Consider the following 17,298-nt stretch of genomic DNA (forward strand, 5'->3'; position numbering starts at 1 on the left):
CGCGGCGCGGCGATATTCAATAACAACGCGGCGTTGGCGGCCGTTATCCGATAGCAGGGCGGCGTTATTGCCTGTCAGGCGGGCCGGCCGCGATCCTCGGGTCATCCCCCTATCGCCCGAAAGGAGCCGACCGATGATCGCCAGACCGAAATTCCTGACCGCAGGGCTTGTCGCCCTGACCCTTGCCGCCTCACCGATGGCGGCCACGCCCGCCCGCGCCGATTCCGAGGATCTGGCGCTGGCCCTGCTGGGCCTCGCCGCGCTGGCCGCCATCGCCAACGAGCTGGACGATATCTATGTGAAGCCGAAACGCGGCCGGGGCCACGGCAAACACGACGACCGCTACGACCGTTACGACCGCCATGACCGTTACGGCCGGGCGCCGGAGCTGCCCGCCCGCTGCGTGCTGCAGCTGGACACCCCGCGCGGCAACCGCGAGGTGGTGATGGCCGCCTGCCTGGAGCGCGACGGCCTGCGCCGCGCGCTGCCCGAATACTGCTCTGCCCCGCACGCCAGCCGCCTGTTGGGCCAGCGGGCCTATGGGCTCGATTGTCTGCGCGCCGAGGGTTACCGGGTCGGGCGCTACCGCTGAGGCTTTGCCCCTTGCGCCCGCGGCCGGGGCGGGTCATCTCTGCGCCATGACCCGGCCTGTCCCCGATTTCAGTTTCGAGACCGCCGCGCGCGCCCGCGGCGCCCGCGCGGTCGCCGGCGTCGACGAGGTCGGCCGTGGCCCCTGGGCCGGTCCGGTGACCGCGGCGGCGGTGGTGCTGGACCCTGCGGACATTCCCGAAGGTCTGAACGATTCCAAGGCGTTGACCGCGCGCAGGCGCGAGGCGCTGTATGATCATCTGATGGCGCGGGCGCAGGTTTCCATCGCCCACGCCAGTGTCGAGGAGATCGACGAGATGAACATCCTCGCCGCCTCGCATCTGGCCATGCGCCGGGCCATCGCCGGGTTGTCCGTGTCGCCCGATCACCTGCTGATCGACGGTAACCGGCTGCCCCATGATCTGCCCTGCGGCGCGGAGGCGATCGTCAAGGGCGACGCGCGCTCCGTCTCGATCGCCGCAGCCTCGATCGTGGCCAAGGTGTGCCGCGACCGGCTGATGGTGGATTTGGCGCAACAGCATCCCGGCTACGGCTGGGAGAGCAATGCCGGATACGGCACCAAGGCCCATGCGGAGGCCCTCCGAAATCTTGGTGTCACCCCACACCATAGACGTTCGTTCAAGCCGGTGCACAATATCTTGTATCAAGACAAAACTGCAAGCCGTTGATTCAAAAAAGAAATTGACGACGAATCACCTTTGACTCATCTTTGAGCCCATACAACACGACGCCAAAATGGCGCGGAACTTGAGGCAGAGATGAAGACAATGACCAAGCGGAAGGAAGCGCGTGCGCTTCCGCTCAATGAGATTTTGGCCGGGGATTGCGTGGAGGTGATGAACAGCCTCCCGGAGAACTCCGTCGACCTTGTGTTCGCCGATCCGCCCTACAACCTGCAGCTTCGCGGCGACCTGCATCGCCCCGACAATTCCAAGGTGGATGCGGTCGATGACGCCTGGGACCAGTTCGACAGTTTCAAGGCCTATGACAAGTTCACCCGCGCCTGGCTGAAGGCCGCCCGCCGCATCCTCAAGCCCAACGGGGCGATCTGGGTGATCGGCTCCTACCACAACGTGTTCCGGCTGGGCGCCGAGTTGCAGAACCAGGGCTACTGGATTCTCAACGACGTGGTTTGGCGCAAGTCGAACCCGATGCCGAATTTCCGCGGCAAGCGCCTGACCAACGCGCATGAGACGCTGATCTGGGCCTCGAAAGAAGAAGCCAGCAAATACACCTTCAACTACGAGGCGCTGAAATCGCTGAACGAGGGCGTGCAGATGCGCAGCGACTGGGTGCTGCCGATCTGCAACGGGCATGAGCGGCTGAAGAACGCCGCCGGCGAAAAGGCGCATCCGACGCAGAAACCCGAAAGCCTGCTGCACCGGGTGCTGGTGGCCACCACCAACCCCGGCGACGTGGTGCTCGACCCGTTCTTCGGCACCGGCACCACCGGCGCCGTGGCCAAGAAACTGGGGCGCGAGTTCATCGGGATCGAGCGCGAGGACGCCTATCGCGAGGTCGCGGCCAAGCGCATCTCCAAGGTCCGCAAGTTCGACAAGGAATCGCTGGAGGTCTCCACCTCCAAGCGTGCCGAGCCGCGGGTGCCCTTCGGCCAGCTGGTCGAGCGCGGCATGCTGCGCCCGGGCGAAGAGCTGACCTCGCCGCGCGGCAAGGTGGCCAAGGTGCGCGCCGACGGCACGCTGGTGGCCTCCGAAACCAAGGGTTCGATCCATCAGGTCGGCGCCGCGCTGGAAGGCGCGCCCAGCTGCAACGGCTGGACCTACTGGCACTTCAAGCGCGACGGCAAGACCGTGCCGATCGACCTGCTGCGCCAGCAGATCCGCGCCGAGATGGCCGACCGCCCGCACTGAGTTTCCCGGAACAACACAGTTACCGCCTGTGCCTGTGGCCTGACACCACGGCACCGACTTGCCCCGCCATGCCTTGGCGGGGCTTTTTTGGTCGTGTTGGCAGGGCGCGTCGGTTCGCAAGGTGAACGGATCGGCCATCTGACCGCCGGACGGAACGGGGCGCTGCCCGTGCGAAATGTCCCGGCGTTGGAAAGAAGCAACCGCCAGAATGGGCGGTCCGGTCCTGCCGCTATCCCACGGCCGCCCTGGGCATCGGGGTGGTGCCTTCCCGGTAGGGGGTCCAATCTGCGATCTCGGGATAGTATTTCTTGCGCCAGGCGCGCACCCGCGGGTTCATCCGCCGCCGCCACAGCGGCGGGATCATCGCCAGCGTGGTCATCAGCGGGTAGCCGAAGGGCAGCTGCGGCGCCTGCTCCTCGGAATAGGTCTGCAGGAGGGGGAAGCGCCGGTCGGGCTTGTAATGGTGGTCGGAATGGCGCTGCAGGTTGATCAGCAGCCAGTTCGTCGCCCTGTAGGCGGTGTTCCAGCTGTGGCGCGGCAGGACGTGCTCGTATCTGCCGTCTCCCAGGTGTTTCCGCGTCAGGCCGTAATGTTCGACATAGTTGGTGAGCTCCAGCTGCCACACCGCGACAAGCGCCTGCCATGCGAACAGCGCCAGCCCCAGCCAGCCGCCGACGGCGATGGCCAGCCCCACCATCACCGCCGCCAGCGCCCAGTAGCGCCAGAACGGGTTGGCGCGGTGCCACCACGGCAGGTTGCGGCGCGCCAGCATCGCCTTTTCGGCGCGGAAGGCCGAGGCGTAGCATTCCCGCAGAACCCTCGGGAAGAAGCGATGGAACCCCTCGTTGTAGCGCGCGGTCACCGCATCGCGCGGGGTGCCGACCCAGGGGTGATGCACGCGCAGGTGTTCCGACCGGAAATGGCCATAGAGGACGGTGGCCAGCAGCAGGTCGCCCAGCCAGCGTTCCAGCCGGTTCTTCTGGTGCATCAGTTCATGGCTGTAGTTGATCCCGACGGTGCCCGAGATCACGCCAACGCCGAAGAACAGCACCGCGATTTCCAGTGCCGAGAGGTGGTCGGTCGCGGACACCCACCAGATCGTGCCGTAGATCGCCGCGAACTGGATCGGGAACCAGATCATGGTGATCAGGCGATACCAGAACAGGTCTTCCTCGGGGGTGTTGAGGTCGGCGTTTTCCTCATTCAGCCCTGTCAGCGCGTCGAGGAGCGAAAACAGCCCCCAACCATAGAGCGGCAGGAAGGCCACCCAGAACCCGCCGAGGGCCGCGCCGAGGACGAGCAACGGGATCATGCCCAGCGACAGCCAGAACGGCAGGGCGTTCTGCAGCTGCCTCACTTGCGAAGAGGGGATCATGTTCTGCTCCGATAGGCTCTGTGTGCGCGCGCCCCGTGGCGGCATTATAGCCCCTGGCCGCCGACCGGCAAAGCCTCGCGCGCCAGGTCAAAGGCCTTGCGCATCACCGTGGGCAGCGACGAGGGGCGAAAGCTGTCATGGGGGTGAAAGTGGCCCCTTTCAGCGGCCGTATCCACGGGCAGTTCCGCCACCCGAAGCGACAGGCGCAGGTGGAAATGGGTGAAGGTATGGCGCACCTCGGCCCCCAGGTCGCGCCAGTCGCCGGGGGCGGGCGGCGCGGGCTCGGGCGGGGTTTCGGCCCAGTCGCTGCCCGGCCAGCCCAGCATGCCGCCGAGCAGCCCCTTGTCGGGGCGGCGTTCCAGCAGCCAGGCGCCGTCGGCGCGGCGGCCGACATAGGCGATGCCCAGTCGGGTAGGTTTCGGCGTCTTGGGCAGCTTGCGGGGCAGGTCGGCCTGTATCCCTTGCGCGCGCGCCGTGCAGGCCCCGGACCAGGGGCAGAGGCCGCAGGCGGGCGATTTCGGGGTGCAGATCGTGGCGCCGAGGTCCATCACCGCCTGCGCGTAATCGCCGGGCCGGGCGGCGGGCGTCAGCCGCGCGGCCAGCGCGGTCAGCTCGGGCTTGGCCGTGGGCAGCGGCGTCTCAACGGCGAAGAGCCGCGCCATCACCCGCTCGACGTTGCCATCGACCACGACCTCCGCCCGGTCGAAGGCAATGGCCGAGATCGCGGCGGCCGTGTAGGGCCCGATGCCCGGCAGCGTCAGCAACGCGGCGTGATCGTCGGGGAATTCCCCGCCCGCGGCCGCCACCGCGCGCGCGCATTTCAGCAGGTTGCGGGCGCGCGCATAATAGCCGAGCCCGGCCCATTCAGCCATCACCTCCGCGTCCTCGGCGCCGGCCAGGGCGCGCACGTCGGGCCAACGCGCGGTGAAGCGGTGGAAATAGTCCTTCACCGCGGCCACCGTGGTCTGCTGGAGCATGACCTCGGACAGCCAGACGCGGTAGGGGTCGGGGCGCGCCTCCGCCCGCGGCGGCACCCGCCAGGGCAGCACCCGCGCGTGCCGGTCATACCACGCCAACAGCGCCCCGCTGAGATCCTCGTCACGCAATGTTTATGTCCTGCCCCCGGTGAAAGCTCTGGCTGGCTTGCGGCCCGGCCACTAGAATAGGGCGCAACAGTCACAATGACAGGCAAGATGCGCAAGTCCCCAGATGTCGCCCCCCCGACCCGCCGCAAGCGCGGGTTCGAGCGCACCTCGGCCCTGCTGGCCGAGCGTATCCGCGTGGCGGGCGAGGCGCGCGGCTTTGCCGTCGCCCGGTTGCTGACCCACTGGGCCGAGATCGTGGGAGAGGACACCGCGCAGCACGCCCGCCCGGTGGAGGTCAAATACGGCCGCCAGGGCTTCGGCGCCACGCTGACCCTGCTGACCACCGGCGCCATGGCGCCGATGCTGGAGATGCAGAAGGAAAAGATCCGCGAAAAGGTCAACGCCTGCTACGGCTATTCCGCCATTTCGCGCATCCGCCTGACCCAGACTGCGCCCACCGGCTTCGCCGAGGGGCAGGCGCAGTTCACCCCGGCGCCGAAGCCCCGGCCCGCGCCCAGCCCCGAAGTCCTGCAAGAGGCCCGCGTGCTGGCCGATGGCGTGGGCGACGAGGGGCTGCGCGCCGCCCTTGAAGCGCTGGGCAAGAATGTCCTATCCCGAAGGAAATGGTAAGGAGACCCCGATGTTCCGCAAATTCGCTCTGCCCCTCGGGGCCATTGCCCTGGCCGCCCTGGGCTATGCCTGGATCGCAACGCCGCAATCCGGCCTGCCTGCCCTCGGCGAGGGGTTCGTCGGCGCGGCCAACGCGGCCGAGGCGGAGATCCAGGTGATGAGCATCGGCAACCCCGACGCCAAGGTCGAGCTGGTCGAATACGCCTCCTACACCTGCTCGCACTGCAAGAATTTCCACGACAATGTCTACAGGCAGCTCAAGACCGACTACATCGACACCGGCAAGCTGCATTTCGTCTACCGAGAGGTCTACTGGGACCGCTACGCGCTCTGGGCCGGCCTGGTGGCGCGCTGCGGCGGCGAATCGCGCTTCTTCGGCATCGTGGACATGATCTTCGACAAGCAGCGCGAATGGGCGGGGGCCAAGCAGCCCGCGCAGGTGGTCGAGCAGCTGCGCACCATCGGCCGCGCCGCGGGGTTGAGCAACGATGAGCTGGACGCCTGCCTGCAGGATGGCGATATGGCCCAGTCCCTCGTCGCCTGGAGCGACACGGAATCCAAGGCCGCCAATGTCGAGGGCACGCCGACGCTCTATATCAACGGCGAGAAATACCCGAACATGTCCTACAAGGATCTCAAGGCCATTCTCGACGAAAAACTGGCCGAGTGATCCATGACGGCACCGCTTGAAGGCCTGAAGGTCGTCGAACTGGCACGCATTCTGGCCGGCCCTTGGGCCGGGCAGACGCTGGCCGACCTGGGTGCCGAGGTGATCAAGGTCGAAAGCCCCGAGGGCGACGACACGCGCCGCTGGGGCCCGCCCTTCATCCAGCGCGGCGACGACCGCTCCGCCGCCTATTTTCATTCCTGCAACCGCGGCAAGAAATCGGTCACGGTCGATTTCCGCACCCCCGAGGGTCAGGCGCTGGTGCGCGATCTGGTGGCGGATGCGGATATCGTGATCGAGAATTTCAAGCTCGGCGGGCTGGCGAAATACGGGCTGGACTACGCCAGCCTCAGCGCGGTCAATCCGCGGCTGATCTACTGCTCGATCACCGGCTTCGGGCAGACCGGGCCCTACGCGCACCGCGCGGGGTATGATTTCATCATCCAGGGCATGTCGGGGCTGATGTCGATCACCGGCGAGCCCGGCGGCCAGCCGCAGAAGGCGGGCGTGGCGGTGACCGACATCTTCACCGGGGTCTATGCCACCACGGCGATCCTCGCCGCGCTGCACCAGCGCGGGCAGACCGGCCGGGGGCAGCATATCGACATGGCGCTTCTCGACGTGGCGACCGCGATCACGGCCAACCAGGCGCTGAACTACTTCGCCACCGGGCAGGCGCCAGGGCGCATGGGCAATGCCCATGTGAACCTCGCGCCCTATCAGGTGTTCGACTGCGCCGACGGGTTCATCATCATCGCCACCGGCAACGACTCGCAATACCGCCGGCTCTGCGGTCTGCTGGGGGTCGAGGAGATGGCCGAGGCGCCCGCGTTCCTCACCAATGCCGACCGCATCGCCAACCGCGAGGAGATGACCGCGCGCCTGACCGAGGCCACCCGCCGTTTCGCCAAGGCCGACCTTCTGGCCGCCTGCGAGGCGCAGGGCGTGCCCGCGGGCCCGATCAACGACATGGCAGAGGTCTTTGCCGATCCGCAGATCGTCGCGCGCGGGATGCGGGTGGATCTCGACGGCGTGCCAGGGGTGCGCGCGCCCTTCACCTTCTCCGACGCCGAACTGGCGATGGAGCGGCCGTCGCCCAGGCTGGACGAGGACGGCGCGGCGATCCGCGCGCGGGCGCGAAAGGGCTAGAGCCCCAGCCGGCCGAGCGCGGCGTCGAGCGGCGCCCAGTCCTCCAGCTCCAGCCGCACGGGCAGGGTCAGCACCTTGCGGCGGAAGCCGTCAGGCAGGCGCACCGCGTCCTTCTCGGTGGTGACCAGCTGCGCGCCGAGGGCGGCGGCCTCAAGTTCCAGCCGCTTCATCAGCGCCTCGGTCAGCGGTTGGTGATCGCTCAGCGCCTCGGCCCGCAGCAGGCGGGCGCCCAGGAACTCCAGCGTGGCGAAGAATTTCTCGGGATGGCCGATGCCGGCGAAGGCCAGCACCGGCAGGCCGGCCCAGTCCATGCCGGTCGGCAGCGGGGCGAGCGTGCCCTTCAGATGCGGCAGCGGCAAGGCCGGCCAGCTGGACGTGAAATGCCGCTGCGCCCGGGCCGGCCCGATCGAGAGCAGCAGATCGGCGCGGGCGAGACCCACCCTGACCGGCTCGCGCAGCGGCCCGGCGGGGATCACCCGCCCGTTGCCGAAGCCCTTGGCCGCGTCGACCACCACCAGCGACAGGTCCTTGGCCACGGCGGGGTTCTGGAACCCGTCGTCCAGCACGATCACGTCCGCCCCGGCCGCGACCGCCGCGCGCGCCCCGGCGGCGCGATCCCTGGCGACCCAGGTGGGGGTGAAGGCGGCCAGCAGCAGCGGCTCGTCGCCGACCTCCTCGGCGGTGTGGCCGCGCTCGTCCACCCGCACCGGCCCGGTCAGAGAGCCGCCATAGCCGCGCGAGACGACATGGGGCCGATGGCCGCGCGCGATCAGCCGCTGCACCAGCGCGACCGCGGTGGGCGTCTTGCCGGTGCCGCCGGCGTTGAGGTTGCCGATGCAGATCACCGGCACCGGCGCGCGCCAGCCCGGCCCCTGCCGCAGCCGCCGCGCCGTGGCCGCGGCGTAGAGCGCGCCGAGCGGCGCCAGCGCGCGGGCGCGCAGGCCGGGGCGGTCGGGCGGGGAAAACCAGAACCGGGGCGCGCGCATCAGCCCCCCTTCGCCCGGTCGAGCGTGTCGAATATCCAGTGCACGACGCGGTCGGTGGCCTCGGCCCCGCGCGAGCTGACATCCCAGGCGGCATGGGCCATCGCCGCCGCCTGCTCGGGCGAGAGCAGCTCGATCAGCGCGGCGCCGAGGCTGCGCGAATCCTCCACCTGGCGGGCCGCGCCGGCGCGGGCCAGCTGCCCGAAACGGTCGGCCTGCGCGCCGGTGGCCGGGCCGTGCAGGACGGCCGAGCCCAGCGCGGCGGGTGCGAACGGATCGGGCGGCGTGCCGGCGCCGTAGGTCTGGCCGAGAAAGCTGATCGGGGCGAGACGGAACCACAGCCCTCTCTCCCCCTCGAGATCGGCGATGTAGATCTGGGTGTCGTCGCTGGGCTCCTCGTTGTCCGAGCGCAGCGCCACGCGCCAGCCGTCTTCGCGCAGCCTTGCGGCGAGGGCGGGCCCGCGCGCCGGATCGTCGGGCACCAGGATCAGCAGCAGCCGGTGCGCCATCCGCAGGCCCTCGGCATGGGCGGCCAGCGCGATGGGGGTCTCGGCGGCGGTCAGCCCCATCGCGAGCCATGTCGGCCGGCCGGCCAGCCCGCGGGCCAGCGTCTCGCGCTCGGCCTCGTTGCAGGGCAGGGCGTGCGGCCCGTCCGATAGCGGTCCGGTCAGTTCCATCCGCTGCGCCGGCAGGCCGAGGCGCCGGAAATGCGCGGCGGTTTTCTCGGTGCCGAGGAACACCCGGTCGAAGCGCCGCATCAGCGCCTGCGACAGCCGCGTGCGCAGGGCGAATTCGGGCATTCCGTCCTCGGGCGCGCCGTCGGCGAACAGGCCCAGCGGCACGCCGCGCCGGCCGGCCTCAGCGATCAGCGCGGGGGGCAGGTCGGCGCTGCAGAACAGCCCGATATCCGGGCGCCAGTGCTCCAGCAGGGCGCGGGCACTGGCCGGGCCGTCGGGCGGCAGCGCCAGGTGTGTCACCCGGCCCGCGCTGCCGGGCGGCAGGGGCACGGGCGCGGCATTGCCCGGCCCGGTCAGCAGCACGCCCAGCTTCGGCCGGGCCCTGCGCGCGACGCGGACGATCTCCAGCATGACGGCGGCGCCGGGCCCGCCAGGGCAGTGCAGCCACAGCAGCGGACCCTCCGGGCGCGGCGGCGCGGGCGGCGCCTCGGCCTCGGTCAGGCGCGTGCGGAGCTGGTAAAGCCACAGGGAAAGGGACGGTCCCATGCGGTCAGCCGTCGAGCTCCTCGGTGGGGCTGGTCTCGGCCTCTTCGTCGCGCAGCCGGTGCAGATGGGCAATGAAATAGCGCATGTGAGCGTTGTCCACGGTGCGCTGCGCCTCGGCCTTCCAGGCGTCGTGGGCCTCGGCGTAATTGGGGAAGATTCCGACGATGTCGATATCGTCGACATTCTTGAAGGTGGTCTTGGACGGGTCCACCAGTTCGCCGCCGAAGACGAGGTGAAGGCGCTGGGTCATGCCGTTCTCCGATGCTGTGCGCGTGTCGCCGCGCAGGTTAGACCATGCTGCGGGGCGGCGAAAGGGGGGCGTCCCCTCAGGCGAGACGCCTGAGAATCTCGGCATGCAGCGCGGGCGGCGCGGCCAGGATGCCGGGCGACTGCGGCCGCGGCGTGTTGAACCGCAGGGGCTTGCCCGCCCGGTCGGTCACCGTGGCGCCGGCCTCTTCGAGGATCAGCGCGCCGGCGGCGAGGTCCCAGTGCCAGCTGTCGCGCAGGGTCAGCATCGCGTCGAAACGCCCCTGCGCCACCAGGCATTGCCGGTAGGCCAGCGACGGGCGGCTGTGCAGATCGACCGCCGGCGGGCGCTCGGCCCAGAACTCGGGCGCCAGCGCGGGCCGGGCAGCCAGCAGCGCGGCGCCCTCCAGCCCGTGCCGCCCGCTGTGGCGGATCGGCGCGCCGTTCAGCGCCGCGCCCTGTCCGCGGCTGGCGCTGAACATCCGGTCGAGCATCGGCAGGAAGACGGCGGCGGCGATCACCTCGCCCGCTTCGGCGACCGCCAGCACATTGGCGAAGGCGCGCTCGCCCTTGACGAAGGCGCGGGTGCCGTCGAGCGGATCGACGATGAATACCCGTTCCGCCCCGAGCCGGTCCTCGCTGTCCTCGCTTTCCTCGGACAGCCAGCCGTAATCGGGCCGCGCCGCGCCCAGCATCTCGCGCAGGGCCGCGTCGATCGCCAGATCGGCCTCGGTCACCGGGCCCTGATGACCGGGCTTGTCCCAGACCTTGGGGCTGTTGCGCCAGTGGCCGGCCGCGATCTCGCCCGCGGCGCGGGCGGCGCGGATCAGCAGCTCGAGATCATTCTCCGGCAAGCGTCAGCCCTTCGACAAGCAGGCTGGGCACCCGGCGCGACAGGTGCGGCCGGGCGTCATTGGCCGGAATGATGGTTTTCAGCATGTCGCGCAGGTTGCCCGCGATGGTGCATTCATTCACCGGATAGGCGATCTGGCCGTTCTCCACCCAGAAGCCCGACGCGCCGCGCGAATAGTCGCCAGTGTTGGGGTTGATGGTGGAGCCGATCATCGAGGTCACCAGCAGCCCGGTGCCCATCTCGGCCAGCAGCGCGTCGCGGGTCTTGTCGCCCGGCGTCAGCGTCAGGTTGCCGACCGAGGGCGCGGGCGGCGCCGAGGTGCCGCGCGCGGCGTTGCCGGTGCTTTCCATCCCCAGCTTGCGCGCGGTGGCGAGATCCAGAACCCAGCCGGTCAGCGTGCCGTCCTCGACGATCGCGCGGCGCTGCGTCGGCAGTCCCTCGGCGTCGAAGGGGCGCGAGCCTGAGGCGCGCGGGCGGTGCGGCTCCTCCACCAGCGACAGATGGGCGGGCAGCACCTGCTGCCCCAGCGCGCCGCGCAGCCAGGAGGCGCCGCGCACGATGGCGGTGCCGTTGATCGCGGCCAGCAGGTGGCCGATCAGCGAGGACGAGATGCGTTCGTCGAACAGCACCGGGTAGGCGCCGGTTTTCGGCCGGCGCGCGCCGGCGCGGGCGGCGGCGCGCTCGCCGGCGATGCGGCCGATCTCCTCCGCGCCGGGCAGGTCGGCGGCGAAGATCCGCATCTCGGAATTGTAGTCGCGCTCCATCGCCGTGCCGGCGCCGGTGATGGCCACGCAGGAGATCACATGGTCGCTGCGCGCATAGCCTCCGGCAAAGCCGTTGCTGGCGGCCAGGTGCAGCGCGCGGCGGCCATAGGCGGCGCTGGCGGACTGGACCTGGCTGATGCCGGGCACGGCCAGGGCGGCGGCCTCGGCGCGGGCGGCGGCATCCTGCAATTCGGCCGGCGTGGGTTCGGTCGCGGGATCGTCGAGTTCCAGCGCCGCGGCGTCCCAGTCCCGGGCCAGCTGCGCCGGCTCGGCAAGGCCGATGCAGGGATCCTCGGGCGCCTCGCGGGCCATGGCGACGGCGCGCTCGGCCATTTCGGCCATGGTCTCGGGGCGGGTGTCCGAGGCCGAGACGCAGGCCTGCCGCCGGCCAAGCAGCACGCGCAGCCCGATCTCGACGCCCTCGGACCGCTCGGCCTGTTCCAGCCTGCCCTTCAGCACGTCGATCGACAGCGAGGTGCCGTCCACGGCGATGGCATCGGCGGCCTCGGCCCCGGCCTTGCGGGCGGCATCGAGAAGGGCGGCGGTAAGCGTGTCGAGCGGTTGCGGCATCCGGCGTTCCGTTGTTCTGGTGACCCGTTGGAGGTAGTCGGCAAAAACGCCCCATGCAAGGCTGCACGGGGCGTTTGGCCGGTCCGGCAGTGACGCTGCCTATTTCAGGCGCTGGCCGTTGGCCAGAACCTGGCCATCGTCGGTGATCACGATTTCCGAGACCAGCGTGTCCTCGCCCTCGCCGGCGCGGGCGAACATGCCGGTCATCATCCGCAGGCCCTGGGCCTGGTCCTGCGGCACGAGACCCATGTTGACCAGCGTATCGAGCAGCTTGTTGGCCCCGGACAGGGTGAAGGCGGCCTGGCCGCTGGGCGCGGGCATGCCGTCGAAGCTTTCCAGGTCGCTATTGTCGAAGGTGAATTCGCCCGTTCCGGTCAGCGAGGCGCCGGCGAAGGTGAGCTCGATGTCTTTCAGGCTGAGCGAATGCAGCTCACCCGGCTGCCCGTCCAGGTTCCCGGCCACGGCCGGGTCCATGATGTCGACAAGCCATTTGCCGGTGCCGGCCAGATCGACGACCAGATTGGCCGGCTCGCGCGGGATCATGCCGGCCGGGTCGAACATCGACCAGATCTCGTTGCCGACGGTCAGCCCCCTGATGCTGGTCAGCAACGCGAAGTCCTGCGGGGCGTCGGATTTCGACACCGGCATAGTGACCGAGAAGCCCAACTCGCCCAGTTGCGCGGTGATTTGCGGGAACGGGATGTCGGAGCCGCTGAGCGCGATCTCGAAGCCGCGCTGGCTGGCGGCGTAATTGAGGCTCTCCTTGCTCATGGCAAAGCTGGCCGAGCCGCCCTGCGACCCGCCCGAGGCGGTGAACTGCTGGCCCTCATCGACCCCGGCGATGGAGAAGGAGGACGAACCGAAGCCAAACTTGCCATCGGCCGCGAAGCCCGCCTGAAGCATGGCGTTCAGGTCGCTCGTATCCACGCCCGCGACCATCTGGGTCAGGGTGTTGGCGCTGATTTCGGACAGGTCGTAGGTGACGTCGAAGGTGGCGCCGCCTTCGGGATCGGTGCCCGACATGACGAGGCGCATCGCGTCCGCGGTGCCCTCGGCCGCCATCGGGCCGCTGCCGCCCTGCGAGATCAGATATGTCCCGGCCGGCGCGCTAAGCGTCATCGCCATGTTCATGTCCAGCGGCGCGCCGTCGACGGTCATCTCGACCATCTCCAGCGTGATCCCGGCCGCGCCGAGGTCGTAGGACATGGCGTTCTCGTTGCCGTCCACGCGGATCTCGAGCCCGCTCTGGGTCAGCCGCAGGGTCATGTCCACATCTTCCTCGGCCGCGTCCGAGGAGGTGAAGGACAGCAGGTATTCCGGCGCCATGGTCACGGTGACCGTGCCATCGCCGTTCTCGCGCAGGGCGACGGTTTCGAGCTCGCCGCGCATGGTGCCCTCGGGGTGCGTCATCGAGACCACCACGCCGCTGACGGTCAGCGTGTCGCCCGAGACCGATTCAGTGCCGGTGATGGTCTGGCCCCAGCTGGCCGACATCTCCTTCCAGCTTTCCCAGACCTGCGCGGCGGTGACCTCGGCGTAACTGGCGGTGGCGCAGAACAGGCTGGCGCAAATGGCGCCCACCGCGGTTGTGGAAAAATGTCTCATGACGACTCCTGGCACGAAATGGGTTGAGGTCGAGCTTCCGCCGTTGCCGCGGTGGGGTCAAGGGCCTGATCGCGCTGGCACGGTGGGCGGGCCTGCGCTAGACCTTGGGGCAAAACAGGAGGATGCGATGGCTGAGATGACCGGGAAACGGGTGCTGATCACGGGGGCGAGCCGCGGCATCGGCGCGGCCGCGGCGCGGGAATTCGCCGCCGCCGGGGCACAGGTTGCGCTGGCCGCGCGCTCGGCCGCGGCGGTCGAGGAACTGGCGCGCGAGATCGGCCCCGCGGCCGTCGCCCTGACCTGCGACGTGGCCGATTATGCGCAGGTCGAGGCCGTGGTGCAGGCCACCGTCGCGGCCTTCGGCGGGCTCGACGTGCTGATCGGCAACGCCGGGGTGATCGAACCCATCGCGCCCATGGCCGAGGTCGATCCGGCCGCCTGGGGCCAGGTGATCGACATCAACCTCAAGGGCGTGTTCCACGGCATGCGCGCGGCGCTGCCGGTGATGGTGGCGGCGGGTGGCGGCACGGTGCTGACCATCAGCTCGGGCGCGGCGCACAACCCGCTGGAGGGCTGGAGCCATTACTGCGCCTCCAAGGCGGGCGCGGCGATGCTGACCGACTGCCTGCACAAGGAGGCCGGCGGCGCGGGCATCCGCGCCATGGGCCTGTCGCCGGGCACGGTGGCCACCGACATGCAGCGCGAGATCAAGGCCAGCGGGGTCAACCCGGTGGCGGCGCTCGACTGGTCGGTGCATATCCCGCCGGAATGGCCTGCGAAGGCGCTGGTCTGGATGTGCACATCGGATGCCGACGCATTCATCGGTCAGGAAATCTCGCTGCGCGACGAGGCGATCCGCCGGCGAGTGGGGCTGATCCGTTGATCGGGGTGGAGAAAGGCGCGGCGCGCTGGACCCTGACCATCGATCGCCCCGGCAAGGCCAATTCTCTGACCAGCGCGATGCTGGCGGAACTGGCCGATGCGGCGGAAGCCGCCGCGGCCGCGCAGGTGCCGGTGCTGGTCCTGACCGGCGCGGGCACGGTCTTCAGCGCGGGCGCCGATCTCGACGAGGCGCGGGCGGGGCTGGCCAGGGACGGCGTCTGGGAGCGTCTGTCGGGCGCCATCGCCGCCTTCCCGGGCCTTTCCATCGCGGCGCTGAACGGCACGCTGGCCGGCGGCGCCTTCGGCATGGCGCTCGCCTGCGACCTGCGCATCGGCGTGCCGGGGGCGAAGTTCTTCTACCCGGCGATCAGGCTGGGCTTCCTGCCGCAGCCGTCCGACGCCGGCCGCCTGATCGCGCTGGTCGGTCCCGCGCGGGCCAAGCTGATCCTGATGGCGGGGCAGAAGCTGTCCGCCGAGGAGGCGCTGTCCTTCGGCCTGGTCGACCGGATCGTGGCGCCGGAGGACCTGGCCGAGGCCGTGGATGCGCTGGCCGAGGCCGCCGAGGCGGCCAAGCCGGAGGTCCGGGCGGCGATCAAGGCGATGTGTGGCGGTTAACGCCGCCGCCGCGGCCCCGGCGTTTTGGAATGGAACCCGGGCGGGCGTTTCGCCACCCAGGTGATGAATTTCGCCAGCCTCGGGTGGGCGCGCAGGGCCTCGATGCTGTTGTAGTCGCGGGCGAGTTCGGCCTCGGTCAGCGTGGCGTGGATTTCATTGTGGCAGATCTGGTGCAGCAGAACCGTCGGCCCGCCCTTGCCGCCCTTCAGCCGTGGCGTCAGGTGATGCAGGCTCTGCCGGGCCTCGCGCGGGATCGGGCGCCCGCAGAGCGGGCAGAGGGGCGAGTCGCTGTCGCTCATGGCCTTCGCCTCTTGAGGAATTGCCGGACCGGTGCCACAGGATGGGGCCGACGGGACGCACGGACAAGGGAGCAGGGACGATGAGCGATCAGGCATGTGACGCCCTTGTCGTCGGGGCCGGCCCCGCCGGGCTGATGGCGGCGGAGGAGTTGGCGCGCGCCGGGCTGCGCGTGCTGGTGGCCGAGGCCAAACCCTCGGTCGGGCGCAAGTTCCTGATGGCGGGCAAGTCGGGACTGAACCTGACCAAGGACGAGCCCTTCGCGCCCTTCCTCGCGGCCTTTGGCGAGGCCGCCGGCCACCTGCGCCCGATGCTGGAGGAATTCGGCCCCGAGGCGGTTCAGGACTGGGCGCGGGGGCTGGGGCAGGTGCTGTTCACCGGCAGTTCGGGCCGGGTGTTCCCCGAGGCGATGAAGGCCTCGCCGCTGCTGCGCGCCTGGCTGGTGCGGCTTGCCGGCCTGGGGGTCGGGATCCGCACCCGCTGGCGCTGGCGCGGCTGGGACGGCGAGGCCGCGCTGTTCGACACGCCCGGGGGCGAGGTGCGGCTGGCGCCAAAGGTGACGGTTCTGGCGCTGGGCGGGGCGAGCTGGGCGCGGCTGGGCTCGGACGGGGCCTGGGCGGATGTGCTGTGCGCAGAGGGGGTGGAGGTGACGCCCTTCCAGCCCGCGAACATGGGGTTCCGCGTGGACTGGTCGGCGCATATGGCGCGCCAGTTCGGCCAGCCGGTCAAGGGCACGGCGCTGATCGCGGGCGATCAGACGGTGCGCGGCGAATATGTAATCTCGGAACGCGGGCTGGAGGGTGGCGGCATCTACGCCGTCTCGCGCGCGCTGCGCGAGGGGGCGGACCTGGCGATCGACCTGATGCCGGACTGGGCCGAGGACAGGATCGCCGCCGCGCTGTCGCGCCCGCGCGGCAAGGCGAGCCTGAGCAACCACCTGCGCAAGGTTCTGCGGCTCGACCCCGCGCGGCTGGCGCTGCTGATGGAATTCGGCCGACCCCTGCCGGAGGGCGCGGCGCTGGCCCGGCGGATCAAGCATCTGCCGGTGCGTTACCAGGGGCCGCGCCCGCTGGACGAGGCGATCTCGACCGCGGGCGGTGTGGCCTGGGGCGCGCTGGACGAAACCCTCATGCTGCGTGCCCGCCCGGGCACCTATTGCGCGGGCGAGATGCTGGACTGGGAGGCGCCGACGGGCGGCTATCTGCTGACCGGATGCCTGACCACCGGGCGCTGGGCGGGCCGGGCGGCGGCTCAGCGCGCCAGGGCGCGGCGATAGGCGGGGCGGGCGCGCATCCGGGCGAGATAGTCCCGCAGTCTCGGCTCCTCCACGGGGAAGCGCGCAGCCTCGGCCCAGGTGCCGCAATGGGTCAGCAGGATGTCGGGCACCGTCATCACCTCGCCCATCAGGAACGGCCCGCGGCCCATGCGCGCGACCAGCGTCTTCTGACTGCGCGCGAATTCCCAGCGCAGCGATTCCTTGATCGCGGATTGGCGCAGCTCCTCGGGCAGAACGAAGGTGTGGCGCGCGGCCATCCACAGCGTCGCGTCGAACTCATCGAGCAGGAACTGCGTCAGGCTGTCCTGTCGCGCGCGGTCGAGCGTGCCGGCGGGGTAGGTCAGCCCGCCATGCTTGTCGGCCAGATATGTGATGATCGCGGTCGAATCGGTGATCGGAACGCCGTCCTCGATCAGCACCGGGATCTTGCCGGCCGGGTTGACCGCGCGCGCATCCTCTGACTGCGGCAGGGCGGCGATATGTTCATAGGGCTGTTCCAGCTCCTCCAGCGTCCACAGCACGCGGAAGGCGCGGCTCTGGACGCTGCCGATGACCTTGTACATTCGTTTCTCCCTTCTTCCCGGGTGCAGTGTTGTCC

At 70.1% G+C, this 17,298-nt stretch carries 19 protein-coding genes; 9 read left to right on the forward strand and 10 right to left on the reverse strand.

Annotated features, from left to right (window positions below; genetic code table 11):
* Window positions 1-133 precede the first annotated feature (133 nt).
* The 3 genes from KCI33_RS01490 (at window position 134) to KCI33_RS01500 (ending at window position 2,480) form a co-directional block, all read left to right on the forward strand.
* Window positions 134-592, forward strand: a complete 459-nt coding sequence (locus tag KCI33_RS01490) for a hypothetical protein (RefSeq protein WP_212522971.1) — start codon at window positions 134-136, stop codon at window positions 590-592.
* 46 nt (window positions 593-638) lie between these two features.
* A complete protein-coding gene (locus tag KCI33_RS01495) occupies window positions 639-1,277 on the forward strand; it encodes a ribonuclease HII (protein WP_212522972.1) in 639 nt (212 codons plus the stop codon).
* A gap of 90 nt (window positions 1,278-1,367) precedes the next feature.
* Window positions 1,368-2,480 carry a site-specific DNA-methyltransferase gene (locus tag KCI33_RS01500; RefSeq protein ID WP_212522973.1) on the forward strand — a complete coding sequence of 371 codons (1,113 nt, stop codon included), beginning with the start codon at window positions 1,368-1,370 and terminating at the stop codon, window positions 2,478-2,480.
* Window positions 2,481-2,709: 229 nt separating this feature from the next.
* On the opposite strand, the gene KCI33_RS01505 is transcribed toward KCI33_RS01500, so the two are convergent.
* Window positions 2,710-3,855: an alkane 1-monooxygenase gene (locus tag KCI33_RS01505; protein ID WP_212522974.1), complete on the reverse strand. Its 1,146-nt coding sequence runs from the start codon at window positions 3,853-3,855 to the stop codon at window positions 2,710-2,712.
* A 44-nt stretch (window positions 3,856-3,899) separates the two neighbouring features.
* Window positions 3,900-4,961 (reverse strand): A/G-specific adenine glycosylase, encoded by a 1,062-nt coding sequence (mutY, locus tag KCI33_RS01510; protein WP_212522975.1) that lies wholly within the window; start codon window positions 4,959-4,961, stop codon window positions 3,900-3,902.
* 87 nt (window positions 4,962-5,048) lie between these two features.
* Here mutY and KCI33_RS01515 point away from each other — a divergent pair, with 87 nt between their 5' ends.
* Genes KCI33_RS01515 through KCI33_RS01525 form a run of 3 tightly spaced genes read left to right on the forward strand, consistent with a single transcriptional unit; the run spans window position 5,049 to window position 7,386 of the window.
* On the forward strand, window positions 5,049-5,570 hold the full coding sequence (locus tag KCI33_RS01515) for a DUF721 domain-containing protein (RefSeq protein ID WP_212522976.1): 522 nt from the start codon (window positions 5,049-5,051) through the stop codon (window positions 5,568-5,570).
* A 10-nt stretch (window positions 5,571-5,580) separates the two neighbouring features.
* Window positions 5,581-6,240 (forward strand): DsbA family protein, encoded by a 660-nt coding sequence (locus KCI33_RS01520; protein ID WP_212522977.1) that lies wholly within the window; start codon window positions 5,581-5,583, stop codon window positions 6,238-6,240.
* Window positions 6,241-6,243: 3 nt separating this feature from the next.
* Window positions 6,244-7,386 carry a CaiB/BaiF CoA-transferase family protein gene (locus KCI33_RS01525; protein WP_212522978.1) on the forward strand — a complete coding sequence of 381 codons (1,143 nt, stop codon included), beginning with the start codon at window positions 6,244-6,246 and terminating at the stop codon, window positions 7,384-7,386.
* Here KCI33_RS01525 and lpxK read toward each other — a convergent pair.
* The 6 genes from lpxK to KCI33_RS01555 all read right to left on the reverse strand — a co-directional run bounded on the left by lpxK (window position 7,383) and on the right by KCI33_RS01555 (window position 13,630).
* Window positions 7,383-8,372: a tetraacyldisaccharide 4'-kinase gene (lpxK, locus tag KCI33_RS01530; protein WP_212522979.1), complete on the reverse strand. Its 990-nt coding sequence runs from the start codon at window positions 8,370-8,372 to the stop codon at window positions 7,383-7,385. The genes KCI33_RS01525 and lpxK overlap by 4 nt on opposite strands.
* Window positions 8,372-9,592 carry a glycosyltransferase N-terminal domain-containing protein gene (locus KCI33_RS01535; protein ID WP_212522980.1) on the reverse strand — a complete coding sequence of 407 codons (1,221 nt, stop codon included), beginning with the start codon at window positions 9,590-9,592 and terminating at the stop codon, window positions 8,372-8,374. Before KCI33_RS01535 ends, lpxK begins: the two co-directional genes overlap by 1 nt.
* Window positions 9,593-9,596: 4 nt before the next feature.
* Window positions 9,597-9,842, reverse strand: a complete 246-nt coding sequence (locus KCI33_RS01540; protein WP_212522981.1) for a DUF4170 domain-containing protein — start codon at window positions 9,840-9,842, stop codon at window positions 9,597-9,599.
* 76 nt (window positions 9,843-9,918) lie between these two features.
* Window positions 9,919-10,692: a 3'(2'),5'-bisphosphate nucleotidase CysQ gene (locus KCI33_RS01545; RefSeq protein WP_212522982.1), complete on the reverse strand. Its 774-nt coding sequence runs from the start codon at window positions 10,690-10,692 to the stop codon at window positions 9,919-9,921.
* Window positions 10,679-12,025 (reverse strand): metallopeptidase TldD-related protein, encoded by a 1,347-nt coding sequence (locus KCI33_RS01550; RefSeq protein ID WP_212522983.1) that lies wholly within the window; start codon window positions 12,023-12,025, stop codon window positions 10,679-10,681. Before KCI33_RS01550 ends, KCI33_RS01545 begins: the two co-directional genes overlap by 14 nt.
* A 99-nt stretch (window positions 12,026-12,124) precedes the next feature.
* Window positions 12,125-13,630, reverse strand: coding sequence for a DUF2125 domain-containing protein (locus KCI33_RS01555; RefSeq protein WP_212522984.1), 1,506 nt, complete (start codon window positions 13,628-13,630; stop codon window positions 12,125-12,127).
* A gap of 127 nt (window positions 13,631-13,757) precedes the next feature.
* On the opposite strand from KCI33_RS01555, the gene KCI33_RS01560 reads away from it, so the two are divergent.
* Together KCI33_RS01560 and KCI33_RS01565 are read left to right on the forward strand one after the other, a co-directional pair.
* Window positions 13,758-14,513 (forward strand): SDR family oxidoreductase, encoded by a 756-nt coding sequence (locus tag KCI33_RS01560; protein ID WP_212522985.1) that lies wholly within the window; start codon window positions 13,758-13,760, stop codon window positions 14,511-14,513.
* Window positions 14,510-15,127 (forward strand): enoyl-CoA hydratase/isomerase family protein, encoded by a 618-nt coding sequence (locus KCI33_RS01565; protein ID WP_249138833.1) that lies wholly within the window; start codon window positions 14,510-14,512, stop codon window positions 15,125-15,127. The genes KCI33_RS01560 and KCI33_RS01565 overlap by 4 nt, the downstream gene beginning before the upstream one ends.
* Here the strand turns inward: KCI33_RS01565 and KCI33_RS01570 are convergent.
* Entirely contained in the window at window positions 15,124-15,426 is a 303-nt protein-coding gene (locus KCI33_RS01570; protein WP_212522987.1) for an HNH endonuclease, read from the reverse strand. The two genes, KCI33_RS01565 and KCI33_RS01570, sit on opposite strands and share 4 nt — an antisense overlap.
* An 80-nt stretch (window positions 15,427-15,506) precedes the next feature.
* Between KCI33_RS01570 and KCI33_RS01575 the strand changes: the two genes are divergently transcribed.
* Window positions 15,507-16,700 carry a TIGR03862 family flavoprotein gene (locus tag KCI33_RS01575; RefSeq protein WP_212522988.1) on the forward strand — a complete coding sequence of 398 codons (1,194 nt, stop codon included), beginning with the start codon at window positions 15,507-15,509 and terminating at the stop codon, window positions 16,698-16,700.
* Here KCI33_RS01575 and KCI33_RS01580 read toward each other — a convergent pair.
* Entirely contained in the window at window positions 16,676-17,263 is a 588-nt protein-coding gene (locus KCI33_RS01580; RefSeq protein WP_212522989.1) for a glutathione S-transferase family protein, read from the reverse strand. The genes KCI33_RS01575 and KCI33_RS01580 overlap by 25 nt on opposite strands.
* Between the last annotated feature and the right edge of the window lie 35 nt (window positions 17,264-17,298).

This window comes from Actibacterium sp. MT2.3-13A, assembly GCF_018139985.1.
Taxonomy (GTDB): domain Bacteria; phylum Pseudomonadota; class Alphaproteobacteria; order Rhodobacterales; family Rhodobacteraceae; genus JAGSOU01.

What these genes read in the sequence shown, in the direction of transcription:
- KCI33_RS01490 (WP_212522971.1), top strand. Translation starts at nt 134, where the DNA reads ATGATCGCCAGACCGAAATTCCTGACCGCAGGGCTTGTCGCCCTGACC.
- KCI33_RS01495 (WP_212522972.1), top strand. Translation starts at nt 639, where the DNA reads ATGACCCGGCCTGTCCCCGATTTCAGTTTCGAGACCGCCGCGCGCGCC.
- KCI33_RS01500 (WP_212522973.1), top strand. Translation starts at nt 1,368, where the DNA reads ATGAAGACAATGACCAAGCGGAAGGAAGCGCGTGCGCTTCCGCTCAAT.
- KCI33_RS01505 (WP_212522974.1), bottom strand. Translation starts at nt 3,855, where the DNA reads ATGATCCCCTCTTCGCAAGTGAGGCAGCTGCAGAACGCCCTGCCGTTC.
- KCI33_RS01515 (WP_212522976.1), top strand. Translation starts at nt 5,049, where the DNA reads ATGCGCAAGTCCCCAGATGTCGCCCCCCCGACCCGCCGCAAGCGCGGG.
- KCI33_RS01520 (WP_212522977.1), top strand. Translation starts at nt 5,581, where the DNA reads ATGTTCCGCAAATTCGCTCTGCCCCTCGGGGCCATTGCCCTGGCCGCC.
- KCI33_RS01525 (WP_212522978.1), top strand. Translation starts at nt 6,244, where the DNA reads ATGACGGCACCGCTTGAAGGCCTGAAGGTCGTCGAACTGGCACGCATT.
- lpxK (WP_212522979.1), bottom strand. Translation starts at nt 8,372, where the DNA reads ATGCGCGCGCCCCGGTTCTGGTTTTCCCCGCCCGACCGCCCCGGCCTG.
- KCI33_RS01535 (WP_212522980.1), bottom strand. Translation starts at nt 9,592, where the DNA reads ATGGGACCGTCCCTTTCCCTGTGGCTTTACCAGCTCCGCACGCGCCTG.
- KCI33_RS01540 (WP_212522981.1), bottom strand. Translation starts at nt 9,842, where the DNA reads ATGACCCAGCGCCTTCACCTCGTCTTCGGCGGCGAACTGGTGGACCCG.
- KCI33_RS01550 (WP_212522983.1), bottom strand. Translation starts at nt 12,025, where the DNA reads ATGCCGCAACCGCTCGACACGCTTACCGCCGCCCTTCTCGATGCCGCC.
- KCI33_RS01555 (WP_212522984.1), bottom strand. Translation starts at nt 13,630, where the DNA reads ATGAGACATTTTTCCACAACCGCGGTGGGCGCCATTTGCGCCAGCCTG.
- KCI33_RS01560 (WP_212522985.1), top strand. Translation starts at nt 13,758, where the DNA reads ATGGCTGAGATGACCGGGAAACGGGTGCTGATCACGGGGGCGAGCCGC.
- KCI33_RS01570 (WP_212522987.1), bottom strand. Translation starts at nt 15,426, where the DNA reads ATGAGCGACAGCGACTCGCCCCTCTGCCCGCTCTGCGGGCGCCCGATC.
- KCI33_RS01575 (WP_212522988.1), top strand. Translation starts at nt 15,507, where the DNA reads ATGAGCGATCAGGCATGTGACGCCCTTGTCGTCGGGGCCGGCCCCGCC.
- KCI33_RS01580 (WP_212522989.1), bottom strand. Translation starts at nt 17,263, where the DNA reads ATGTACAAGGTCATCGGCAGCGTCCAGAGCCGCGCCTTCCGCGTGCTG.